This is a genomic window from Polaribacter sp. Hel1_33_78 (genome assembly GCF_900106075.1).
In the GTDB taxonomy this organism is placed as follows: Bacteria; Bacteroidota; Bacteroidia; order Flavobacteriales; family Flavobacteriaceae; genus Polaribacter.
This window is the reverse complement of record NZ_LT629794.1, coordinates 2,132,701-2,149,345: the sequence shown is the minus strand read 5'-3', so window position 1 is coordinate 2,149,345 and position 16,645 is coordinate 2,132,701. Positions and strand designations below refer to the sequence as shown.

Annotated in this window: 18 protein-coding genes; 9 read left to right on the top strand and 9 right to left on the bottom strand. The window is 28.8% G+C overall.

What is annotated here, in order from left to right; translation table 11 throughout:
• The first annotated feature begins 109 nt into the window (after window positions 1–109).
• Complete coding sequence (locus BLT88_RS09250; protein ID WP_036786856.1) at window positions 110–493, top strand: START-like domain-containing protein; 384 nt, start codon at window positions 110–112, stop codon at window positions 491–493.
• 103 nt (window positions 494–596) lie between these two features.
• Window positions 597–1,430 carry an aminotransferase class IV gene (locus BLT88_RS09245; RefSeq protein WP_091954338.1) on the top strand — a complete coding sequence of 278 codons (834 nt, stop codon included), beginning with the start codon at window positions 597–599 and terminating at the stop codon, window positions 1,428–1,430.
• Here the strand turns inward: BLT88_RS09245 and BLT88_RS09240 are convergent.
• From BLT88_RS09240 to BLT88_RS09220, 5 genes are all read right to left on the bottom strand, one after another.
• On the bottom strand, window positions 1,427–1,984 hold the full coding sequence (locus BLT88_RS09240; RefSeq protein ID WP_036786852.1) for a YqgE/AlgH family protein: 558 nt from the start codon (window positions 1,982–1,984) through the stop codon (window positions 1,427–1,429). The two genes, BLT88_RS09245 and BLT88_RS09240, sit on opposite strands and share 4 nt — an antisense overlap.
• 80 nt (window positions 1,985–2,064) lie before the next feature.
• On the bottom strand, window positions 2,065–2,337 hold the full coding sequence (locus tag BLT88_RS09235) for an HU family DNA-binding protein (protein WP_036786850.1): 273 nt from the start codon (window positions 2,335–2,337) through the stop codon (window positions 2,065–2,067).
• 191 nt (window positions 2,338–2,528) lie between these two features.
• Entirely contained in the window at window positions 2,529–3,473 is a 945-nt protein-coding gene (gene fmt / locus BLT88_RS09230) for a methionyl-tRNA formyltransferase (protein ID WP_172824296.1), read from the bottom strand.
• A 5-nt stretch (window positions 3,474–3,478) separates the two neighbouring features.
• Window positions 3,479–5,368: an ATP-dependent DNA helicase RecQ gene (locus BLT88_RS09225; protein WP_091954335.1), complete on the bottom strand. Its 1,890-nt coding sequence runs from the start codon at window positions 5,366–5,368 to the stop codon at window positions 3,479–3,481.
• A complete protein-coding gene (locus tag BLT88_RS09220; protein ID WP_036786843.1) occupies window positions 5,365–5,916 on the bottom strand; it encodes an AAA family ATPase in 552 nt (183 codons plus the stop codon). The genes BLT88_RS09225 and BLT88_RS09220 overlap by 4 nt, the downstream gene beginning before the upstream one ends.
• A 141-nt stretch (window positions 5,917–6,057) precedes the next feature.
• Between BLT88_RS09220 and BLT88_RS09215 the strand changes: the two genes are divergently transcribed.
• Genes BLT88_RS09215 through BLT88_RS09195 form a run of 5 tightly spaced genes read left to right on the top strand, consistent with a single transcriptional unit; the run spans window position 6,058 to window position 11,131 of the window.
• Entirely contained in the window at window positions 6,058–6,342 is a 285-nt protein-coding gene (locus tag BLT88_RS09215) for a DUF493 family protein (RefSeq protein ID WP_036786841.1), read from the top strand.
• Between the two features lie 4 nt (window positions 6,343–6,346).
• Window positions 6,347–7,981: a peptidylprolyl isomerase gene (locus tag BLT88_RS09210; RefSeq protein WP_091954333.1), complete on the top strand. Its 1,635-nt coding sequence runs from the start codon at window positions 6,347–6,349 to the stop codon at window positions 7,979–7,981.
• Window positions 7,982–8,830 (top strand): hypothetical protein, encoded by an 849-nt coding sequence (locus BLT88_RS09205; RefSeq protein WP_036786837.1) that lies wholly within the window; start codon window positions 7,982–7,984, stop codon window positions 8,828–8,830.
• On the top strand, window positions 8,796–10,178 hold the full coding sequence (locus BLT88_RS09200) for a peptidylprolyl isomerase (protein WP_091954332.1): 1,383 nt from the start codon (window positions 8,796–8,798) through the stop codon (window positions 10,176–10,178). The genes BLT88_RS09205 and BLT88_RS09200 overlap by 35 nt, the downstream gene beginning before the upstream one ends.
• Window positions 10,178–11,131 (top strand): MoxR family ATPase, encoded by a 954-nt coding sequence (locus BLT88_RS09195; protein ID WP_036786833.1) that lies wholly within the window; start codon window positions 10,178–10,180, stop codon window positions 11,129–11,131. The genes BLT88_RS09200 and BLT88_RS09195 overlap by 1 nt, the downstream gene beginning before the upstream one ends.
• On the opposite strand, the gene BLT88_RS09190 is transcribed toward BLT88_RS09195, so the two are convergent.
• Genes BLT88_RS09190 through BLT88_RS09180 form a run of 3 tightly spaced genes read right to left on the bottom strand, consistent with a single transcriptional unit; the run spans window position 11,128 to window position 13,218 of the window.
• Window positions 11,128–11,682, bottom strand: a complete 555-nt coding sequence (locus BLT88_RS09190; RefSeq protein WP_091954330.1) for an RsmD family RNA methyltransferase — start codon at window positions 11,680–11,682, stop codon at window positions 11,128–11,130. The two genes, BLT88_RS09195 and BLT88_RS09190, sit on opposite strands and share 4 nt — an antisense overlap.
• Complete coding sequence (locus tag BLT88_RS09185) at window positions 11,682–12,515, bottom strand: DUF3822 family protein (protein WP_091954329.1); 834 nt, start codon at window positions 12,513–12,515, stop codon at window positions 11,682–11,684. Before BLT88_RS09185 ends, BLT88_RS09190 begins: the two co-directional genes overlap by 1 nt.
• Entirely contained in the window at window positions 12,484–13,218 is a 735-nt protein-coding gene (locus tag BLT88_RS09180) for a hypothetical protein (protein WP_036786829.1), read from the bottom strand. The genes BLT88_RS09185 and BLT88_RS09180 overlap by 32 nt, the downstream gene beginning before the upstream one ends.
• Window positions 13,219–13,320: 102 nt before the next feature.
• Here BLT88_RS09180 and BLT88_RS09175 point away from each other — a divergent pair, with 102 nt between their 5' ends.
• Complete coding sequence (locus BLT88_RS09175) at window positions 13,321–14,745, top strand: ATP-dependent RecD-like DNA helicase (protein ID WP_091954327.1); 1,425 nt, start codon at window positions 13,321–13,323, stop codon at window positions 14,743–14,745.
• Here BLT88_RS09175 and BLT88_RS09170 read toward each other — a convergent pair.
• Entirely contained in the window at window positions 14,742–15,692 is a 951-nt protein-coding gene (locus BLT88_RS09170; protein ID WP_091954326.1) for a lipid A deacylase LpxR family protein, read from the bottom strand. The two genes, BLT88_RS09175 and BLT88_RS09170, sit on opposite strands and share 4 nt — an antisense overlap.
• A 92-nt stretch (window positions 15,693–15,784) precedes the next feature.
• On the opposite strand from BLT88_RS09170, the gene ppk2 reads away from it, so the two are divergent.
• A complete protein-coding gene (ppk2, locus tag BLT88_RS09165) occupies window positions 15,785–16,645 on the top strand; it encodes a polyphosphate kinase 2 (protein ID WP_091954324.1) in 861 nt (286 codons plus the stop codon).

Here is a 16,645-nt window from a genome sequence, read left to right as displayed (position 1 = left end):
TTGTTTTTGCGAGTGCAAATATAATTACTTTTTATAGATTGGCAACATGTGTTTTTAATTTTTTTTACATAGAATTAATACCTATATTGCCCGACTAACAAAACAAATAATGGAAAAAGTACAATTTGAATTAGAAATCCCTATTCATGCATCTCCAAACATGTTGTATCAATATATTTCTTCACCATCTAATTTACAAGAATGGTTTGCAGACAAAGTAAATTCTAGGGGTAAAGTGTATAGTTTTGTTTGGGAAGGTACCGAAGAATTAGCAGAGTTAATTACAAAAAAAGCCGGAGAAAGAGTTCGTTGGAAATGGTTAGAAAGCGAAGGAGATAATAGTTTTTTTGAAATTAAAATTCAAGTAGATGCCCTTACTAAAGATGTTTCATTAATTGTCACCGATTTTGCAGATGATGAAGATGAAGTTGAAGAGTCAAAACAACTTTGGGAAAATCAAATAGAAGAATTAAGACATACAATTGGTGCTTAAAAAATAAAGTATCATAGAAATTTAAAACTCAGCAAATTGCTGAGTTTTTTTTTGCATTCTTTTTATTAAAATGTATTAATTTTGTAAATCTAAAAATAGATAGATGATTAATTTTAATGGTGAATTATTGTTTGAAGAAAATGTAAAATTATCTTCAGAGAATAGAGGATTTAAATATGGAGATGTAGTTTTTGAAACCATAAAAGTTAGTCATAAAAGAGTGATTTTTTGGGAAGATCATTATTTTAGATTAATGGCTTCTATGAGAATGTTGCGTATGAAAATTCCGATGCAATTTACTTTAGAGTTTTTAGAGAAAGAAATTTTAAAAGCTGTTGCTGTGCAGGAAGAAGCTTCATCTTTTAGAGTTCGATTAAATGTGTACAGAAAAGATGGAGGTTTGTATACACCAAAAACGAATGAAATAGATTATTTGATTGATGTTAAGGTAAATACGTATCAAACAAAAAACACGTATACGGTTGATGTTTTTAAAGATTTTTATAACTATTCAGGGCTATTGTCAACGATAAAGACTAATAATAGAATGGTAAACACCCTCGCAAGTATTTATGCTCAAGAAAATGACTTAGATAATTGTGTATTAATCAATGAGAAAAAAGGAGTTGTTGAAGTTACCAATGCTAATATTTTTGTTTTAAAAGGAAATATCGTGAAAACGCCAGCATTAACTGAGGGTTGTATAAAAGGTATTGTACGAAATAAAGTGATTGAAATTATTCTTAAAAACAAAGAATATACTTTAGAAGAAACAACTATTTCGCCATTCGAAATTCAAAAGGCAGATGAAGTATTCATTACAAATGCGATTATAGGTGTCCAGGCAGTAACGAATTATAAAAAGAAAAATTTCACAATTGATTTTGCGAATAAAATAAGTAAAAGTTTAAAAGTTTTAGAAATAACTGCTTCTTAGTTAAGATTGATATCACTTGGCGCATTCGCCCAAAGTTTATAGTCACCTCCTTGTTGTAATATTTTATTTTTCCAAAGAGATTCCTCGTTTTTAGAAAAGATGTTTTTGATATCATTTTCTGAAATAAACCAAGAGTTTGAATTTAGTTCATCTTCAAGTTGATTTTTTCCCCAGCCAGAATAACCAAGAAAAAAACGAATATCATTTTTATTTAAAGATCCATCGCTAAGTAATTTTTTTAAGGATTCAAAATTACCGCCCCAAAATATACCATTATCTACTTTAATGCTTTCTGGTATTAATTCAGGCACTTGGTGCACAAAATATAAATTATCCTGTTCTACAGGACCTCCTTGATAAATAACAAAATCACTTTCAATTTCTGGTAATAAATCTTGGAGTGTATAGTCTAAAGGCCTGTTTAAAATAAAACCTACAGAATTATTGTCTGTGTGTTCTGTAATTAAAATAATTGCTCTATTAAAAGAGCTGTCATTTAAAATAGCGGGTTCAGCAATTAACAATCTACCTTTAAGAGGTTTTAAATGGGTCATAGGTAAATATAAAAAAAAATATGGAAATAAAAAAAACCCTCTTAAAAAGAGAGTTTCTTTATCACTTCGAAAACAATATCTTAGTTTACAGCTTCGCTTAACCCAGCTCCTGCTTTAAATTTTGCTACATTTTTAGCAGCAATTTGGATTGTCTTTCCTGTTTGAGGATTTCTTCCTGTTCTGGCAGCTCTGTTAGATATTGAAAAAGTTCCAAAACCAACTAAAGCAACTTTGTCTCCACCTTTTAAAGCAGAAGTTACGTTACCTGTAAAAGACTCTAAAGCTGCTTTAGCTGCTACTTTAGAGATTCCTGCGTCTGCAGCCATTGCGTCGATTAAATCTGACTTGTTCATAATAAATAGATTTTAAATTAATTGAATATTATTTTATTTTGCTAATAATAGCTTAACAAATATAGACGGATTAAGGGTTTACGCAAATTTGCCCTTAAAAAAAGTAGGATTTTGTTGATAAATAGGTGTAAATTGTTAATAAAGGTAGCATGTAAAATCAAAAAACTCTAAAAACCTTATAAATAAAGGGTTTATAGCATTTCTGCATCTTCAGAAAAAGTGTATCCATTTAACAAGCTTTTTGCATCCATTTTTTTCTTTCCTGAAATCTTAATTTCATCAATAATTAGGAAGCCGTCTTTAATAGCCACTTTTAGCTCTTTTTTAGAAGCAATTATTTTTCCTGTATTAAATTTATGTTTTTGTATTTCTTTACGAACAGCATAAATTTTAGCAGTTATTTCTTCATCATTATTTTTAATGCTTGTCCAAGCGGCAGGAAAAGGGTTTAATCCGCGTATCTGATTATAGATTGTATCTAAAGAATGTGTCCAATTAATTTTTGTGTTTTCAGGATTTAGCTTTGGAGCTGATTTTTCTTCAAGATCTGGCTGTTTCTTGGTGGTAACATTTCCTTCAGAAATTAAATCAACAGTTTTTGTCACTAAATCGGCTCCTAAGAACATTAATTTATCATGCAAGGAACCAACAGTTTCATCATTATCAATCGAAATTTCTTTTTGTAGGATAATTTCTCCCGTATCAATTTTATCATCAATAAAAAATGTAGTCACACCCGTTTTTGTTTCTCCATTTATAATTGCCCAATGAATAGGAGCAGCACCTCTGTAAGATGGCAGTAGGGAGGCATGAAGGTTAAAGGTACCAAGTTTGGGCATTTTCCAAACGGCTTTTGGTAACATTCTAAAAGCTACAACAATTTGCAAATCTGCTTTTAAGTTTTCTAATTCTTGTTGAAATCCTTGGTTTTTTAAGTTTGTTGGTTGCAGAATTGTTATTTCTTTAGATAAAGCATATTTTTTTACAACAGATTCATTTAGTTTTCTACCTCTTCCAGCAGGTTTGTCTGCGGCAGTTATTACACCTACAATATTATAATGGTTTTCTACTAAATGTTTTAAAATGGTAACGGCAAAATCTGGAGTTCCCATAAAAACGATGCGTAAATCTTTCATAATTTTTATTTTAGGTGGTATTTATTTTGATGATTAATTCGTACTTTATTGTCTGATAAAAGTTGTCGCAAATGTATTAAAATGTCTTTTTCGGTTGCTTTTAAATATTGATTTATTTCTTGTGAAGTTAACTCATTTTTTTGTTCTAAAATGGATAAAATTTCAGAAGAGATATCCTTTTTTTTAATTCTTTTTTTTGATAAACAGACATCGCAAATACCACATTTTTTATTGGATATCTCATCGAAATAGTCTAAAATTTGAATACTTCTGCATACTTTATTATTTAAAATATAAGCTAAAAAATCTTCTGATTTTTTTTCTTTTTGTTTTATAAAACGACTGATTTCTTTTGAAAATTTATTAATTGTTTTATCATCTTCTCTCGGAAGTAAGAAGCGGATTTCTGAGTCTGTTTTCACGCTATTATACGTGAGTATTTCTTCTTGCTCTAAACGTTCTAAATTAGCAATTACCTGTTTAGAAGTAGTATTGCTTTTCTTTGCTAGCAAGAATTCATCTATTTTAACTTCTTGTTTAAATAATGCAGTGTAAGTTCTTAGTAATGTGTCTATAAGGTTTTTAGTATAGATATTGTTTATAGTATGTGAAATGATGTTTTTACTACTTGAAGTGAAAATTACAGTAGATTTTTGATTGTAAGTATTTGTTAGCTCTAAGACGCCATTATTGGATAATATTTTTAAAACAGCATCTACTTTTTTAGATGTGAATTTATAGATTTCAGAGAATTCTAAAAGATTAAAACTATAAGAATTTTCAGTAATTTCTCCATTTGAAATTCGAAAATATTGATACAGTTTTTTGTGCACTTCTTTGATTTCTAAAATACTTGGCAAGCCTTTTTTTATGTGCTCTCTATGAATGGCAATATCATTTTCGTTTTTTAACAAAACAGCAAAAGATTTTTTTTCATTTCTGCCCGCTCTTCCCGATTCTTGAATATAATTTTCGATACTAAAAGGCACGTCAAAATGAACCACAATTCCCACATTAGATTTGTCAATTCCCATCCCGAATGCATTTGTTGAAATCATAATTGGTGTTCTTTCTGTCATCCAATTATCAAAAGAAAGTTGTTTTTCTTTCACTGATAATCCTCCATGATAAAAACTACTTTTAAAATTCCTTGCATTTAAAAATTTTGTAAGATCTTCGGTTTTTTTCCTGGAGTTAACATAAACAATGGCTGGCGATTTTGTTTTTGTAAATATCTGCGTTAACCTCAATAATTTATCTTCAACATTAAAAACTTGGTAGGCTAAATTTTCTCTTGCAAACGAATTTCTAAAAATTACTGGATTTTTTAATTCTAAATTTGAAGAAATATCTTCTAGAACTTTTTTATTTGCTGTAGCCGTAAGTGCAATAAAATTTACATCGGGTATAATTTGTTTTAAAATCTTTATGTTTCTATAAGAAGGTCTAAAATCATGTCCCCATTCAGAAATACAATGAGCTTCATCAATGGCAACAAAAGAAATATTTAATTCTTTAATTTTTTGTTGCATAAAGATTGACTGCAACCTTTCTGGAGAGATATAAAGAAACTTAATGTTGCCAAATTTAATATTATCAAAAAGTGTTATAATTTCATCTTGAGAAGAACCAGATTTTATCGTTGTGGCTTTTATATTGCGCTTTTTTAAGTTTTCTACCTGATCTTGCATTAAAGCAATTAATGGAGAAATAACCAAACAAACACCTTCTTTAACGATACCAGGAACTTGAAAACAAATAGATTTCCCTCCACCGGTTGGCAATAAAGTAATCACATCTTTTTGCTGTAAAACAGCTTTTATGATGTCTTCTTGAGGTCCTCTAAAAGAGGAGAAATTCCAGTGTTTTTTTAATATTTCTTTGGCAGAAATCATAAATCGCAAGAAAGCGAATGAAGGATGAAATTTGTTCTTTCGCTAACAGTGCCAAATGGAACGTTTATAATTTTGTAATCTAAGTCAGCGTAGGCTTTGGTAAGAAATTTATCAATTTTTTTAGATTCTTCAAAAGTTTCATAACGTTCATTATCCTTGGTATGTATTTCTTCCCAGGGAGAAAAATGAAAAATTAAATCATATTTGTATTGTTTGCTTTTTTCTAAAAATAAAGCAGGATAGGTTGTTTTAAAATAATTTAGATACGCATGTATGTCTGGAATTCCTCTATCCAAGAAAATAATATTTTCTTTTCTATTTTCAGCTAGTAAATATTGTTCTTCCCTTCCTTCAAGCAACATTTCACTAAATAACAGAGGTTCAGTTAAAAAGAGTTGTTCTATTCCTTTTTTTTGCGCTTTTAAAATTACTTCTCTTGAAACTTCATCAAAACAGAAAAAATCTTTTTCTCTCAGTTTATTTAAAACAGTAGATTTCCCAGTTCCTGGTCCTCCTATTAAAACAATTTTTTGCTGATTTTTTTGCAAGCTATTTATCTTAGAATTATTATTTTTGATTTTTACTTCAAATAAAAGTTTTACAAAAATAAATCATTCGCTTCATAAAACTAATTTTTAATGTAATTTTGTGAGTGGTTATTTTTAAATGAATAGAAAAGAAGTTCAATTATGAGCGATAAAAAAAATATTTTTTATACTAAATTAAAAGCGCAGTTAGACGATACGACTAATTTTCCAGCTGATTATATGTATAAATTTATTGTTCCTACTGATGAAAATCAAGCAGAAGAAGTGCATAGCTTGTTTAATAACCAAGGAGCAGTGATAAAAACAAAAAAATCGAAAACAGGAAAATATATTAGTGTTTCTATCGTATTAAAAATAGAAAGTGCTAATAAAGTAATTGAATATTACAAAAAAGTAGAAAAAATTAAAGGAATTATATCATTGTAAATTTATGAAAAAGTTAATATTATTAGTGGTCTTATGTTTTTCGAGTGTTTTATTTTCACAAAAGAAAAGCAAAGTTTTATTAACCATAGATGGTGAAAAAATAACAGTTTCAGACTTTAAGAGAGTGTATGAGAAAAACTTAGACGCTATAGATAATGAAGACGCCAAAGATGTAGAGAAAAACTTAGACTTATATATAAATTATAAGTTAAAAGTGAAGGAAGCTTACCACATAAAATTAGATACTTTGCCATCTTATAGAAAAGAGATTGAAACCTATAAAAATCAACTTTCTGCGCCTTATATGCAAGACACTGTATTTATAAATAAGTTAGTAAGAGATGCTTATTTTAGAACAAAAAACGAAGTAAAAGCTAAACATATTTTAATTAAAACTCCAAAATCACTTACTCCAAAAGATACCTTATTGGCATATCAAAAAATTACAGAAATAAGAAATAGAGTTTTAAATGGAGAAGATTTCGAAATAGTAGCAAGAGAGACTTCAGAAGATCCCTCAGCAAGAGATGACGCCAAATCAGGAAGAAAAGGGAATAACGGTAATTTAGGGTATTTCTCTGCTTTTAGAATGTTGTATTCCTTTGAGACGGCAGCTTACAATACGAAGGTAGGTGAAGTTTCTAAACCTTTTAGAACACGTTATGGATATCATATTTTAAAAGTTGACGCTTTTAGAACATCGAAAGGAGAAGTTGAAGTAGCACATATTTTGTTAAATGATAAAGGCGCTAAAGGAGAAGAATTAATTAATGATATTTATAAAAAGCTGCAAGCAGATGAGCAATTTAAAGCTTTAGCAAGAAAATATTCTGATGATACTGGTACAAAAACTAAAGGAGGTAAGCTAAGAAAATTTGGCACAGGAGTCATGGTGAAACCTTTTGAAGAAGTTGCCTTTAGTTTACAAAAAGAAGGTGAATACTCGAAACCTTTTAAAACTCGTTTTGGATGGCATATTTTACAATTAACGAAAAAGCATCCTGTATTATCTTTTAAAGAATTGGAAAAAGAATTGAAAAATAAAGTCAGATCTGGCGATAGAGCTCAATTATCCAAAGACGCTGTTATCCATAAATTAAAGAATAAATATTCGATTTCTGAGAATGAAGAAGCTAAGAAAATCTTTGATAGAAAAGATATTAAAACAATGACTAAAGACTCAATGCAAGCCATAATATTATCAATAAACGATAAGAAAATTACACAAGAAGAATTTTTTGGTTTTTTAAAGAGTAAAAGAAATAAACCTGTTTTTGAAATTTTTAACGAATTTAAAAACAGGGAAATTTTAGCATATTACAAAGAAAACTTAGAAAAAACAGAGCCTGAATTTGCAGAAGTCTTGCAAGAGTATAGAGATGGTTTGTTATTATTTGAGTTAATGCAACAAAAAATTTGGGAGAAATCATCCAAAGATACGTTAGGTTTAAAAAGCTTTTTTGACGCTAATTTAAGCAAGTATCAACCAAAAGAATTAAAAAAAATAAAAGGGGAGGTAATTAATGATTATCAAAATTTTTTAGAAAAAAATTGGATTGCAGATTTAAGAAGAAAAAGCGTCATTCAAGTGGAAAAAAGGCAACTAAAGAAAATAATTAAAGCATATAGTAGCAAATAGATGAAACGTATTTTAAATGCATTTTTAATAATTTATTTATTTAACTCTTGCAATTATTTTATAGTGCAAGAAAAAGAAGATAAATCATCTGAAATAATTGCAATTGTAAATACAGAGAAATTGTTTAAAGAAGATTTAAAAAATGTTATTCCTCAAAATATAAGTAAAGACGATAGTATTGTATTAGTGAAAAGCTTTATCAACGATTGGGCGATAAAACAATTATTGCTGCATAAGGCAGAAAACAATAACTCTCTAGAAGTTATTAATGAAATTAACCATCTTGTAAATGATTACAGAGAAAGTTTGTTCATTAATAATTATAAAGAAATGTTGATAAAACAGCAATTAGATACCGTTATTAGTGATGTGGAAATAGAAGATTTTTACTTAAAAAGTAAAGATAATTTTAGACTAAATGAAGAGTTAGTTAAAATAAAATATCTTCATTTTGACAATAAAGTTGTCAGTAAAAAAGAATTTTTAAAACTCTTTAAATCAGAGGAAATTGAAGACCTAGAAGCATTAGAAAAACAACAATTAAGTTTTAAATATTTTCAGTTTAATGATTCAATTTGGACACAATTAGATAAGGTTTTGTTAAAACTTCCGTTTTCTAAAGAAAATCTGTTAAAAAAAACAAAATTACTTCAAAAACAAGATTCAATAGGTTTATATTTGACCACAATAAAAGACGTATTAGTTAGAAATGATATAGCTCCTTTAAGCTATATAAGACCTACGATAAAACAAATGATTTTGCATAAGCGCAAAATTGAATTAATAAGAGAAATAGAAAAAATAATAGTAAAAGATGCAACAAAAAATAACAATTTTAAAGTATACTAAATTAACTGTCTTAACAGTTTTTTTTGGGTTGATGAGTATTTCAACTTTTGCACAAAAAATAAAAATAGATGGTGTTGCAGTGGTCATTGGTAAAAATATTGTTTTAGATTCAGATATTGAGAAATTTAAACAAGAAGTAGATGCTAGATCAGAGGGGAAAATTACAATCTCAGATTGTGAAATGTTAGAAAAATTAATGCAACAAAAATTATTGGCACATCATGCGATTGTTGATAGTGTTACTGTTTCTGAAGCCGAAATTTCTGGCAGGGTAGATCGAAGTGTTGAATATTTTACGCAACAATATGGCAGTTTAGATAAGGTGATTAAAGCCTATGGTTTTAACGATTTAGATGATTTGAAAAAAGAATTATATACGGTTCAAAAAGAGAATGTATTAATAGAAAAAGAACAGCAAAATATCACAGAGAAAATTGATGTAACTCCTGAAGAAGTTCGTTTATATTTTAACGGTTTAAAAAAGAATGAAGAGTTACCAGAGTTTCCAGCAGAAATTGAATTGGCACAAATTGTTTTAAACGCTGCACCTACAAAGGAAGAAAATGATAGAATTGTAACGAAGCTAACGGAGATAAAAAAACAGATTGAAGAAGGCGCAAGTTTTAAAATGAAAGCAATCATCAATTCTGATGATCCGGGTGTTACTCAAAACGGAGGAAGATACGAAGTAACAAAAGATTCACCATTTATAAAAGAATTTAAAGAAATGGCTTTTAGTTTAGATATTGGTCAAGTTTCTAAACCTTTTAAATCAGATTTTGGTTATCACTTAATGCAATTACACGAAGTAAAAGGAAACATGAGAGTTGCATCACACATATTAATGCAACCAGATATCCCAGATACTAGATTAAAAGATACGCAACAAAGAGCAGAGCAAATAGCAAAAGATATTAAAGAAGGTTCAATTACGTTTTCAGAAGCAGTAAAAAAATATTCGGAAGATAAAGAAACTAAAAACAATGGAGGCGTTATTGTAAACCCTTATTCAGGAGAAACAAAATTTGATTTAACTAGGATGGATCCTGCTTTATATGCGAGGGTTGCAGAATTAAAAAAAGGAGAGCTTTCTGATGTCTTTTTTGATCAAAATAGGAATGGAGAGAAAATGTTTAAGTTCATTGTTATGAAAGATAGAACAGATACTCATATAGCCGACTTGGTGGAGGATTATGTGAAAGTACAAGATTTAGCTTTAAGAAAGAAGAGGGAAGAAACTATTACTAAATGGGCTAAAGGAAAGATAAAAGATACTTATATTAAAATGTCTGAAGTCCATAGTAAATGTTCTTTTGAAAAAAATTGGAAAAAAGAAATAAGTAAATAATGTCTGATGTGAAAGCTGTAAATGAATTGGTAAGTCAATTCAATTTATTAAAAACAGAGATAGGTAAAGTAATTATTGGTCAAAAAGACGCGGTAGAATTTACGCTTTTATCAATTTTTTGTGGGGGTCATTCACTTTTGATAGGTGTTCCAGGTTTAGCAAAAACTTTATTGGTAAATACTGTTTCTAATGCGTTAGGATTGAATTTTAAGAGAATTCAGTTTACTCCAGATTTAATGCCTTCAGATATTTTAGGTAGCGAGGTTTTAGATCAAAACAGACAGTTTAAATTTATTAAAGGTCCGATTTTCTCAAATATTATTTTGGCCGATGAAATCAACAGAACTCCGCCAAAAACACAGGCAGCTTTATTAGAAGCGATGCAAGAACGTTCGGTAACAGTTTCTGGAAATCATTATAAATTAGAGTTACCGTTTTTTGTTTTGGCAACTCAAAATCCTATTGAGCAAGAAGGAACCTATCCTTTGCCAGAAGCACAATTAGACAGATTTATGTTTTCTATAAATTTAGAATACCCAACATTTGCAGAAGAAGTTGAAGTTGTAAAAAGTACTACGAGTGATATTCAACAAAAAGTAAATGCTATTTTTTCTAGTGATGACATCATCGCTATTCAAAAGCTAATTAGAAAAATACCCGTTACAGATAATGTAATTGAATATGCTGTTACCTTGGTTGGTAAAACAAGGCCAAAGTCTAAGGAAGCAACAGACATGGTGAAAAGCTATTTAGATTGGGGCGCAGGTCCTAGGGCATCTCAGAGCTTAATATTAGGAGCAAAAGCACACGCAGCTGTTCGTGGTAAATATTCACCAGACATAGAAGATGTTCGTGCTGTTGCAATTCCTATATTATCTCATAGAATTGTGAAAAATTACAAAGCTGAAGCAGAAGGAATCTCAATTTCTGATATTATCAACTCTTTACTTTAATTATCTTCTTCAGTAGAATTTTCGAAAAAGCTAAATACATTTCCTCCGTAACGTTTATCATAGGAGTGATTTTTATGTGTTGATAAGTCTGTTTGTTTAGAGTGTTCTATAATCAAAACACCTTCTGGTTTTAAAATATTTTTTGTAAAAACAGTATCAACAATTTCTAAAAATTTTTCAATTTCAAAGTCATACGGTGGGTCGGCAAAAATGATATCAGCCTGCATAGAAGTTTTATCAATAAATTTATAAACATCACTTTTAAAAGTGTTTATCTCTAAATTTAATTCTTTTGCTGTATTAGAAATGTATTTGATACAATTGTAATTGGCATCAATTGCGTATATATTTTTAGTGCCTCTAGAGGCAAATTCATAACTAATATTTCCTGTCCCAGAAAACAAATCTATTACAGTAATGCTGTCAAAATAATAGAGGTTGTTAATGATGTTAAACAAGGCTTCTTTAGCCATATCTGTCGTAGGTCGAACAGGCAGGTTCTTAGGAGCTCTGAGACGTCTTCCTTTTAGTTTTCCTGATATAATTCTCATTAGCCTAATAGTATGTAATTAGAGTGATTATCGATTTCTAAATCCTTGAAAATAGAATTTTTACTTTCTAAAAAAAAGATATTTTTAATATAGGTGTATGCTATTGTATATATTTCTGATTCAGCTTTAATTTCTCCCATAAAATAAAGTTCAAACTCTTCTGTATTTAATAGAAGCTGTTCTGCTGTAAATAAAATGTAATAGATAAAATCTTCCTTAGTTGTGTATGAAAATGAATTTGAAAAAATGAGTTTTTTGTTTTCTAATATCATCAAATCAAAAGAGCTCTTAGATACATTTATGTACATTTTTTTTTGATGAGAGTTCTCTAATTTTAAAAGTTTTTCTACTAAAATAGAACTGTGATGTTGGTATTCAAATTCACCAAAATTTTGAAATAAATAATTATTAATGTTTACATATGGAACATATACATTTTTGGCATCAATAGAATGGATATCATCAAAAGTAATGAAGTCAGTTTTTAAAACCTTAATATTTAAATTAAGATAGGTTGCCAAAGAATTTTCATCAAAATATTTCGATGGTACAAATGTCGATAAATTATTTTGATGTATAACAGTAACTTTAGAGTAGGTGAGTTGTAAGTTGTTATCTTTCTTGAAGATAGCTTCAATTTTTTTCAATAAATCCTCAGGAGAATTTAAGGTTCCTTCAAATTGATATTTTTTAAAATAAAGAGCTTCTTTAGTCTTAGAGTTTATAACACAAAAAGAAAATCCATCCAAACTAAATTGGATGGATAATTCTATATCTTTTGCTTTCTTTAAAGAAATTATTTTATTCTTCTTTTGCACCGTCTCTTTTATCATAAGAAGGAGGCCAGTTTCCACCCGTAGTAACTTCATCTAAAGAACCTACAGAAACATATTCTCCTTTAATTTGATCTGATTCTATAACTTCTAACTCCTGTTTTACCAAAGATTCATTCATGCCTTTTAAAATGTTTTTCTTTGGAGTTCTAGCTCTAAAAGTAGGTACAATTAAGCCTTGTACTTTTTCAACTTCACCAACTTCTAATTCGAATTCAGTATTTTCAACTCCAGGAACTTTAAACATAGTTTTATAGTTTCTATCTTTAAAATACTTTAAAACCGGCTCAAAACCAATAGTATCCGTAACCCTTTTTTCTACATCTATGATAACACCACCACCTTTATTAACTTTTTCTACAATAGTTTTCGTTTCGGTTAATGCAATCGAGTCAGAATCTATAAATTTAATTAAGCTGTCTTTCTGTATGGTATATTTTCCATTAACTTCATAAAAAGTTACTTCGGCATCTCTAATAATTTTTAAGCTTGCTACAACTTCGGCATATTTCACCACTTTTTCTTTATTAAATTGAATAGGCTCCATAATCCCATTATAAATTTTAAAACCTAAAAATATTGCTAAAACTAGCAATAAAATAGATGGAATCCACCTCAATTTTAAAGGCAAAAATTTAACTATAATATAGGCTACAAGCACAGAAGCTAACACAGCTCCTAAAATCATTAGTAATAAATCCATTTTTGTTATTTTTTTAATAGTATAAAGCAAACTTACAATTTTTTTTTAATGATAAAAATTTTTCTTTATAAAGAAATGTATCTTTGATAATTAAAATTTTTTATGATAAAAATAACTGCGGACTTTTATAAAATACTATTAAAGAAATTTCCTTTTACACCTACCCAAAAACAAAGGGAACTTTTAAATTTACTTAGTATTTTTATCTTTAATGAGGAAAAAGAATCTTTGTTTTTACTAAAAGGATATGCAGGTACAGGTAAAACGACAACAATAAGTACATTTGTAAATACACTTAGTAGTGCTGGAAAAAAAGCAGTTTTATTAGCACCTACAGGAAGAGCTGCTAAAGTAATTGCAGTATATTCAAAGAGACCAGCATTTACAATTCATAAAAAAATATATTTTCCTAAAAAGCAAACCAACGGATCTGTAGATTTTGTTTTGCAGCCTAATAAACACAGAAATACAATTTTTATTGTTGATGAGGCTTCTATGATTCCTGATGGTAGACAAAATCAAAAAATGTTTGAATCTAGCTCGTTGTTAGATGATTTAATTTCTTATGTATATTCTGGACATCAATGTAAATTAATTTTTATTGGAGATACAGCGCAACTTCCGCCTGTAAAATTAAATGTTAGTCCAGCTTTAGAGGCAGATATATTAACTTATGATTATGATAAAATTGTTACAGAGATCGAGTTAGATGAAGTGATGCGTCAACATGAGAATTCTGGAATTCTGGCAAATGCAACCCAATTAAGATTGCAATTGCAAAATGAAGGAAATAAATTTCAGTTTGATATTGATTTCCCTGATATTACAAGATTGATTGATGGTTATGACATTGAAGATGCCTTAGTCATGGCATATGATAGAGATGGAGTAGAAGATACTGCATTTATAGTCCGATCCAATAAAAGAGCAAATCAATACAACCAGCAGATACGAATGAAAATCCGTGGACAAGAAAATGAAATCTCTGCAGGTGATTTTGTAATGATTGTAAAAAATAATTATTACTGGCTTAAAGAATCATCTGCAGCAGGTTTTATAGCTAATGGAGATATTTGTGAGGTTTTAAAAATTTTTTCAATTAAAGAATTATATGGCTTTAAATTTGCTGAGGTAGAGCTACGAATGATTGATTATCCAGATATGCAACCTTTTGAAACTGTTTTGTTATTAGATACCTTAACCAGTGAAAGTCCTTCTTTAACGTATGAAGAATCTAATAATCTGTATCAAACAATAAAAGAAGATTATGCGCATGAAAAATCGAAATTTAAACAATTTTTAGCTATAAAAAACAACAAGTATTTCAATGCTTTGCAAGTTAAATTCTCTTATTCAATGACTTGCCACAAATCTCAAGGAGGGCAATGGAAAACGGTTTTTATAGAGCAACCATATTTGCCAGATGGCGTCTCTAAAGAATATTTTAGGTGGTTATATACAGCCATGACAAGGGCACAAGAGAAACTGTATTTAATTAGTTTTAAAGATGATTTCTTTCTAGATTAATCAAGTAAATAATTAACAGAAATTGTACCATATTTATTTCCATTATCTCTTCTTAAATTTTTAGATTTATTGCTATTATAATGAAAAATATACCCAAAATGAAACCTGTTAGCTGTAAATTTTAACCCTACTTCTAAATGAAAAACTAAAGGGACTAGTTCTTTTGTAACTTCACTAGTAGTCTTTAAAAAACTACCTTGTATTGTTGTGTCATAGAGCGCATATCTAACCAAAGGCTTAATGTATAAGAAAGATTCTATTGCTCTCTCAAAATTAGTATTTTTATCATTTAAGTTTGTTTTAAAAGCAATAGAATTAATTATTTTTGCGAGTGGTTTAAAGCCTAATCTTGCATAAAATCCAGAAGAAATATTTGTGTAAACAGTACCTAGTTTTACAGAATTTATCCATGAAAGATCATAATGGTTAGAAGGGTCTTTAACTAAAAATTGATTGTAATTCGTGTTGAAATTGAATCCAAAAGCATTTTTGATTTGAAACTTCCAACCAATAGCTTCTTTAAAACCATAAATATTATGAATAAAATTTTGTAGTTCTTCGCCAAAGGCATTAGGTCCCACTATGCCAATTTGTAAAGTTGTATTTAAAGTTGTATTCTTTTTATAAATTCTATTGATTCCAAAACTGCCATATAAATAACTTGCAAAAGGTCTATCATGTGCATTAATACTTTTTACAATAGATTTATATGGAGTATACATTTCATGACCAATTAGCCATTCAAAAATCTTTTTTTCTTGGTTTTCTTTTTTTGTTTTAGAGAGATATCTATAACTTAAAAAAAAACCACTTGTATAATATCGATCTTTAGCAGTAGAAACATACAAATCATTATCAGTTATAAAACTAACTTCTCTAGAAAATTTTTCTTGAGAAAAAATAAAAAAAGATAAAAAAAATAAACAGAAAAATATTAGGGATTTCATACTAAACAAATATAGCAGAACTAATTTAAAATGATAAAATTATAATAGATTTTTCAAAAAAAAGCTTATTTTCGATGTAGTAAAAATTATGTATGAATAAAAAGGAAATCCTAACGGCAGAAGATTTAGGAAATTTAGAAAGCAACCAGGATCTTATAAGGCTTTTAAAACAAAAAAACATTTCATATTCGAAGGTAGAAAAGACTCTTTCTTATAATAATGAATTACGTCTATTACAAATAGAATTGGTTAAATTACAGCGCTATATTTCCGCAAATAATAAAAGAGTTGCTATTATTTTTGAAGGAAGAGATGCGGCAGGAAAAGGCGGTAATATTCGTAGATTTATGGAGCACTTAAATCCACGGTCAAGTAGGCTGGTGGTATTAAATAAGCCTACGGATATAGAAAAGGGGCAATGGTATTTTCAAAGATATATTAAAGAATTACCAAATCCTGGTGAAATAGTTTTTTTTGATAGAAGTTGGTACAATAGAGCGGTTGTAGAGCCAGTTATGGGTTTTTGCTCAGATAACCAGTACAAAGAATTTTTAGTTCAAGTTCCAGAATTTGAGCACATGATGTATGAAGATGGCGTGGTAATAATAAAGTTTTGGTTATCAATTACTAAAGAGGAACAACAAAAACGTTTTGAAGGCAGAAAAGAAAATCCTTTAAAAAGATGGAAATTTAGTCCTGTTGATAAGCAAGGTCAAATATTGTGGGATAAATACACCCATTATAAATCTGAAATGTTCTCAAAAACACATACCACATATAGTCCTTGGATGATTATTAAAACCAATGATAAAAAAGTAGCAAGATTAGAGGCCATGAGGCATGTTTTATCACAGTTCGATTATGATGGAAAATCAGAAGCTGGCACGGTTGTAAATCCAGACCCAAATGTTGTGATGCGCTATTATCGTTCAAATAATAATGAATTAGATTAA

Coding starts and splice junctions, on each gene's coding strand:
- BLT88_RS09215 (WP_036786841.1), top strand. CDS start 6,058: ATGAGCGATAAAAAAAATATTTTTTATACTAAATTAAAAGCGCAGTTA.
- BLT88_RS09190 (WP_091954330.1), bottom strand. CDS start 11,682: ATGAGAATTATATCAGGAAAACTAAAAGGAAGACGTCTCAGAGCTCCT.
- BLT88_RS09195 (WP_036786833.1), top strand. CDS start 10,178: ATGTCTGATGTGAAAGCTGTAAATGAATTGGTAAGTCAATTCAATTTA.
- ppk2 (WP_091954324.1), top strand. CDS start 15,785: ATGAATAAAAAGGAAATCCTAACGGCAGAAGATTTAGGAAATTTAGAA.
- BLT88_RS09175 (WP_091954327.1), top strand. CDS start 13,321: ATGATAAAAATAACTGCGGACTTTTATAAAATACTATTAAAGAAATTT.
- BLT88_RS09250 (WP_036786856.1), top strand. CDS start 110: ATGGAAAAAGTACAATTTGAATTAGAAATCCCTATTCATGCATCTCCA.
- BLT88_RS09170 (WP_091954326.1), bottom strand. CDS start 15,692: ATGAAATCCCTAATATTTTTCTGTTTATTTTTTTTATCTTTTTTTATT.
- BLT88_RS09185 (WP_091954329.1), bottom strand. CDS start 12,515: ATGATAAAAGAGACGGTGCAAAAGAAGAATAAAATAATTTCTTTAAAG.
- BLT88_RS09205 (WP_036786837.1), top strand. CDS start 7,982: ATGAAACGTATTTTAAATGCATTTTTAATAATTTATTTATTTAACTCT.
- fmt (WP_172824296.1), bottom strand. CDS start 3,473: ATGAAAGATTTACGCATCGTTTTTATGGGAACTCCAGATTTTGCCGTT.
- BLT88_RS09200 (WP_091954332.1), top strand. CDS start 8,796: ATGCAACAAAAAATAACAATTTTAAAGTATACTAAATTAACTGTCTTA.
- BLT88_RS09180 (WP_036786829.1), bottom strand. CDS start 13,218: ATGGATTTATTACTAATGATTTTAGGAGCTGTGTTAGCTTCTGTGCTT.
- BLT88_RS09245 (WP_091954338.1), top strand. CDS start 597: ATGATTAATTTTAATGGTGAATTATTGTTTGAAGAAAATGTAAAATTA.
- BLT88_RS09240 (WP_036786852.1), bottom strand. CDS start 1,984: ATGACCCATTTAAAACCTCTTAAAGGTAGATTGTTAATTGCTGAACCC.
- BLT88_RS09235 (WP_036786850.1), bottom strand. CDS start 2,337: ATGAACAAGTCAGATTTAATCGACGCAATGGCTGCAGACGCAGGAATC.
- BLT88_RS09225 (WP_091954335.1), bottom strand. CDS start 5,368: ATGATTTCTGCCAAAGAAATATTAAAAAAACACTGGAATTTCTCCTCT.
- BLT88_RS09210 (WP_091954333.1), top strand. CDS start 6,347: ATGAAAAAGTTAATATTATTAGTGGTCTTATGTTTTTCGAGTGTTTTA.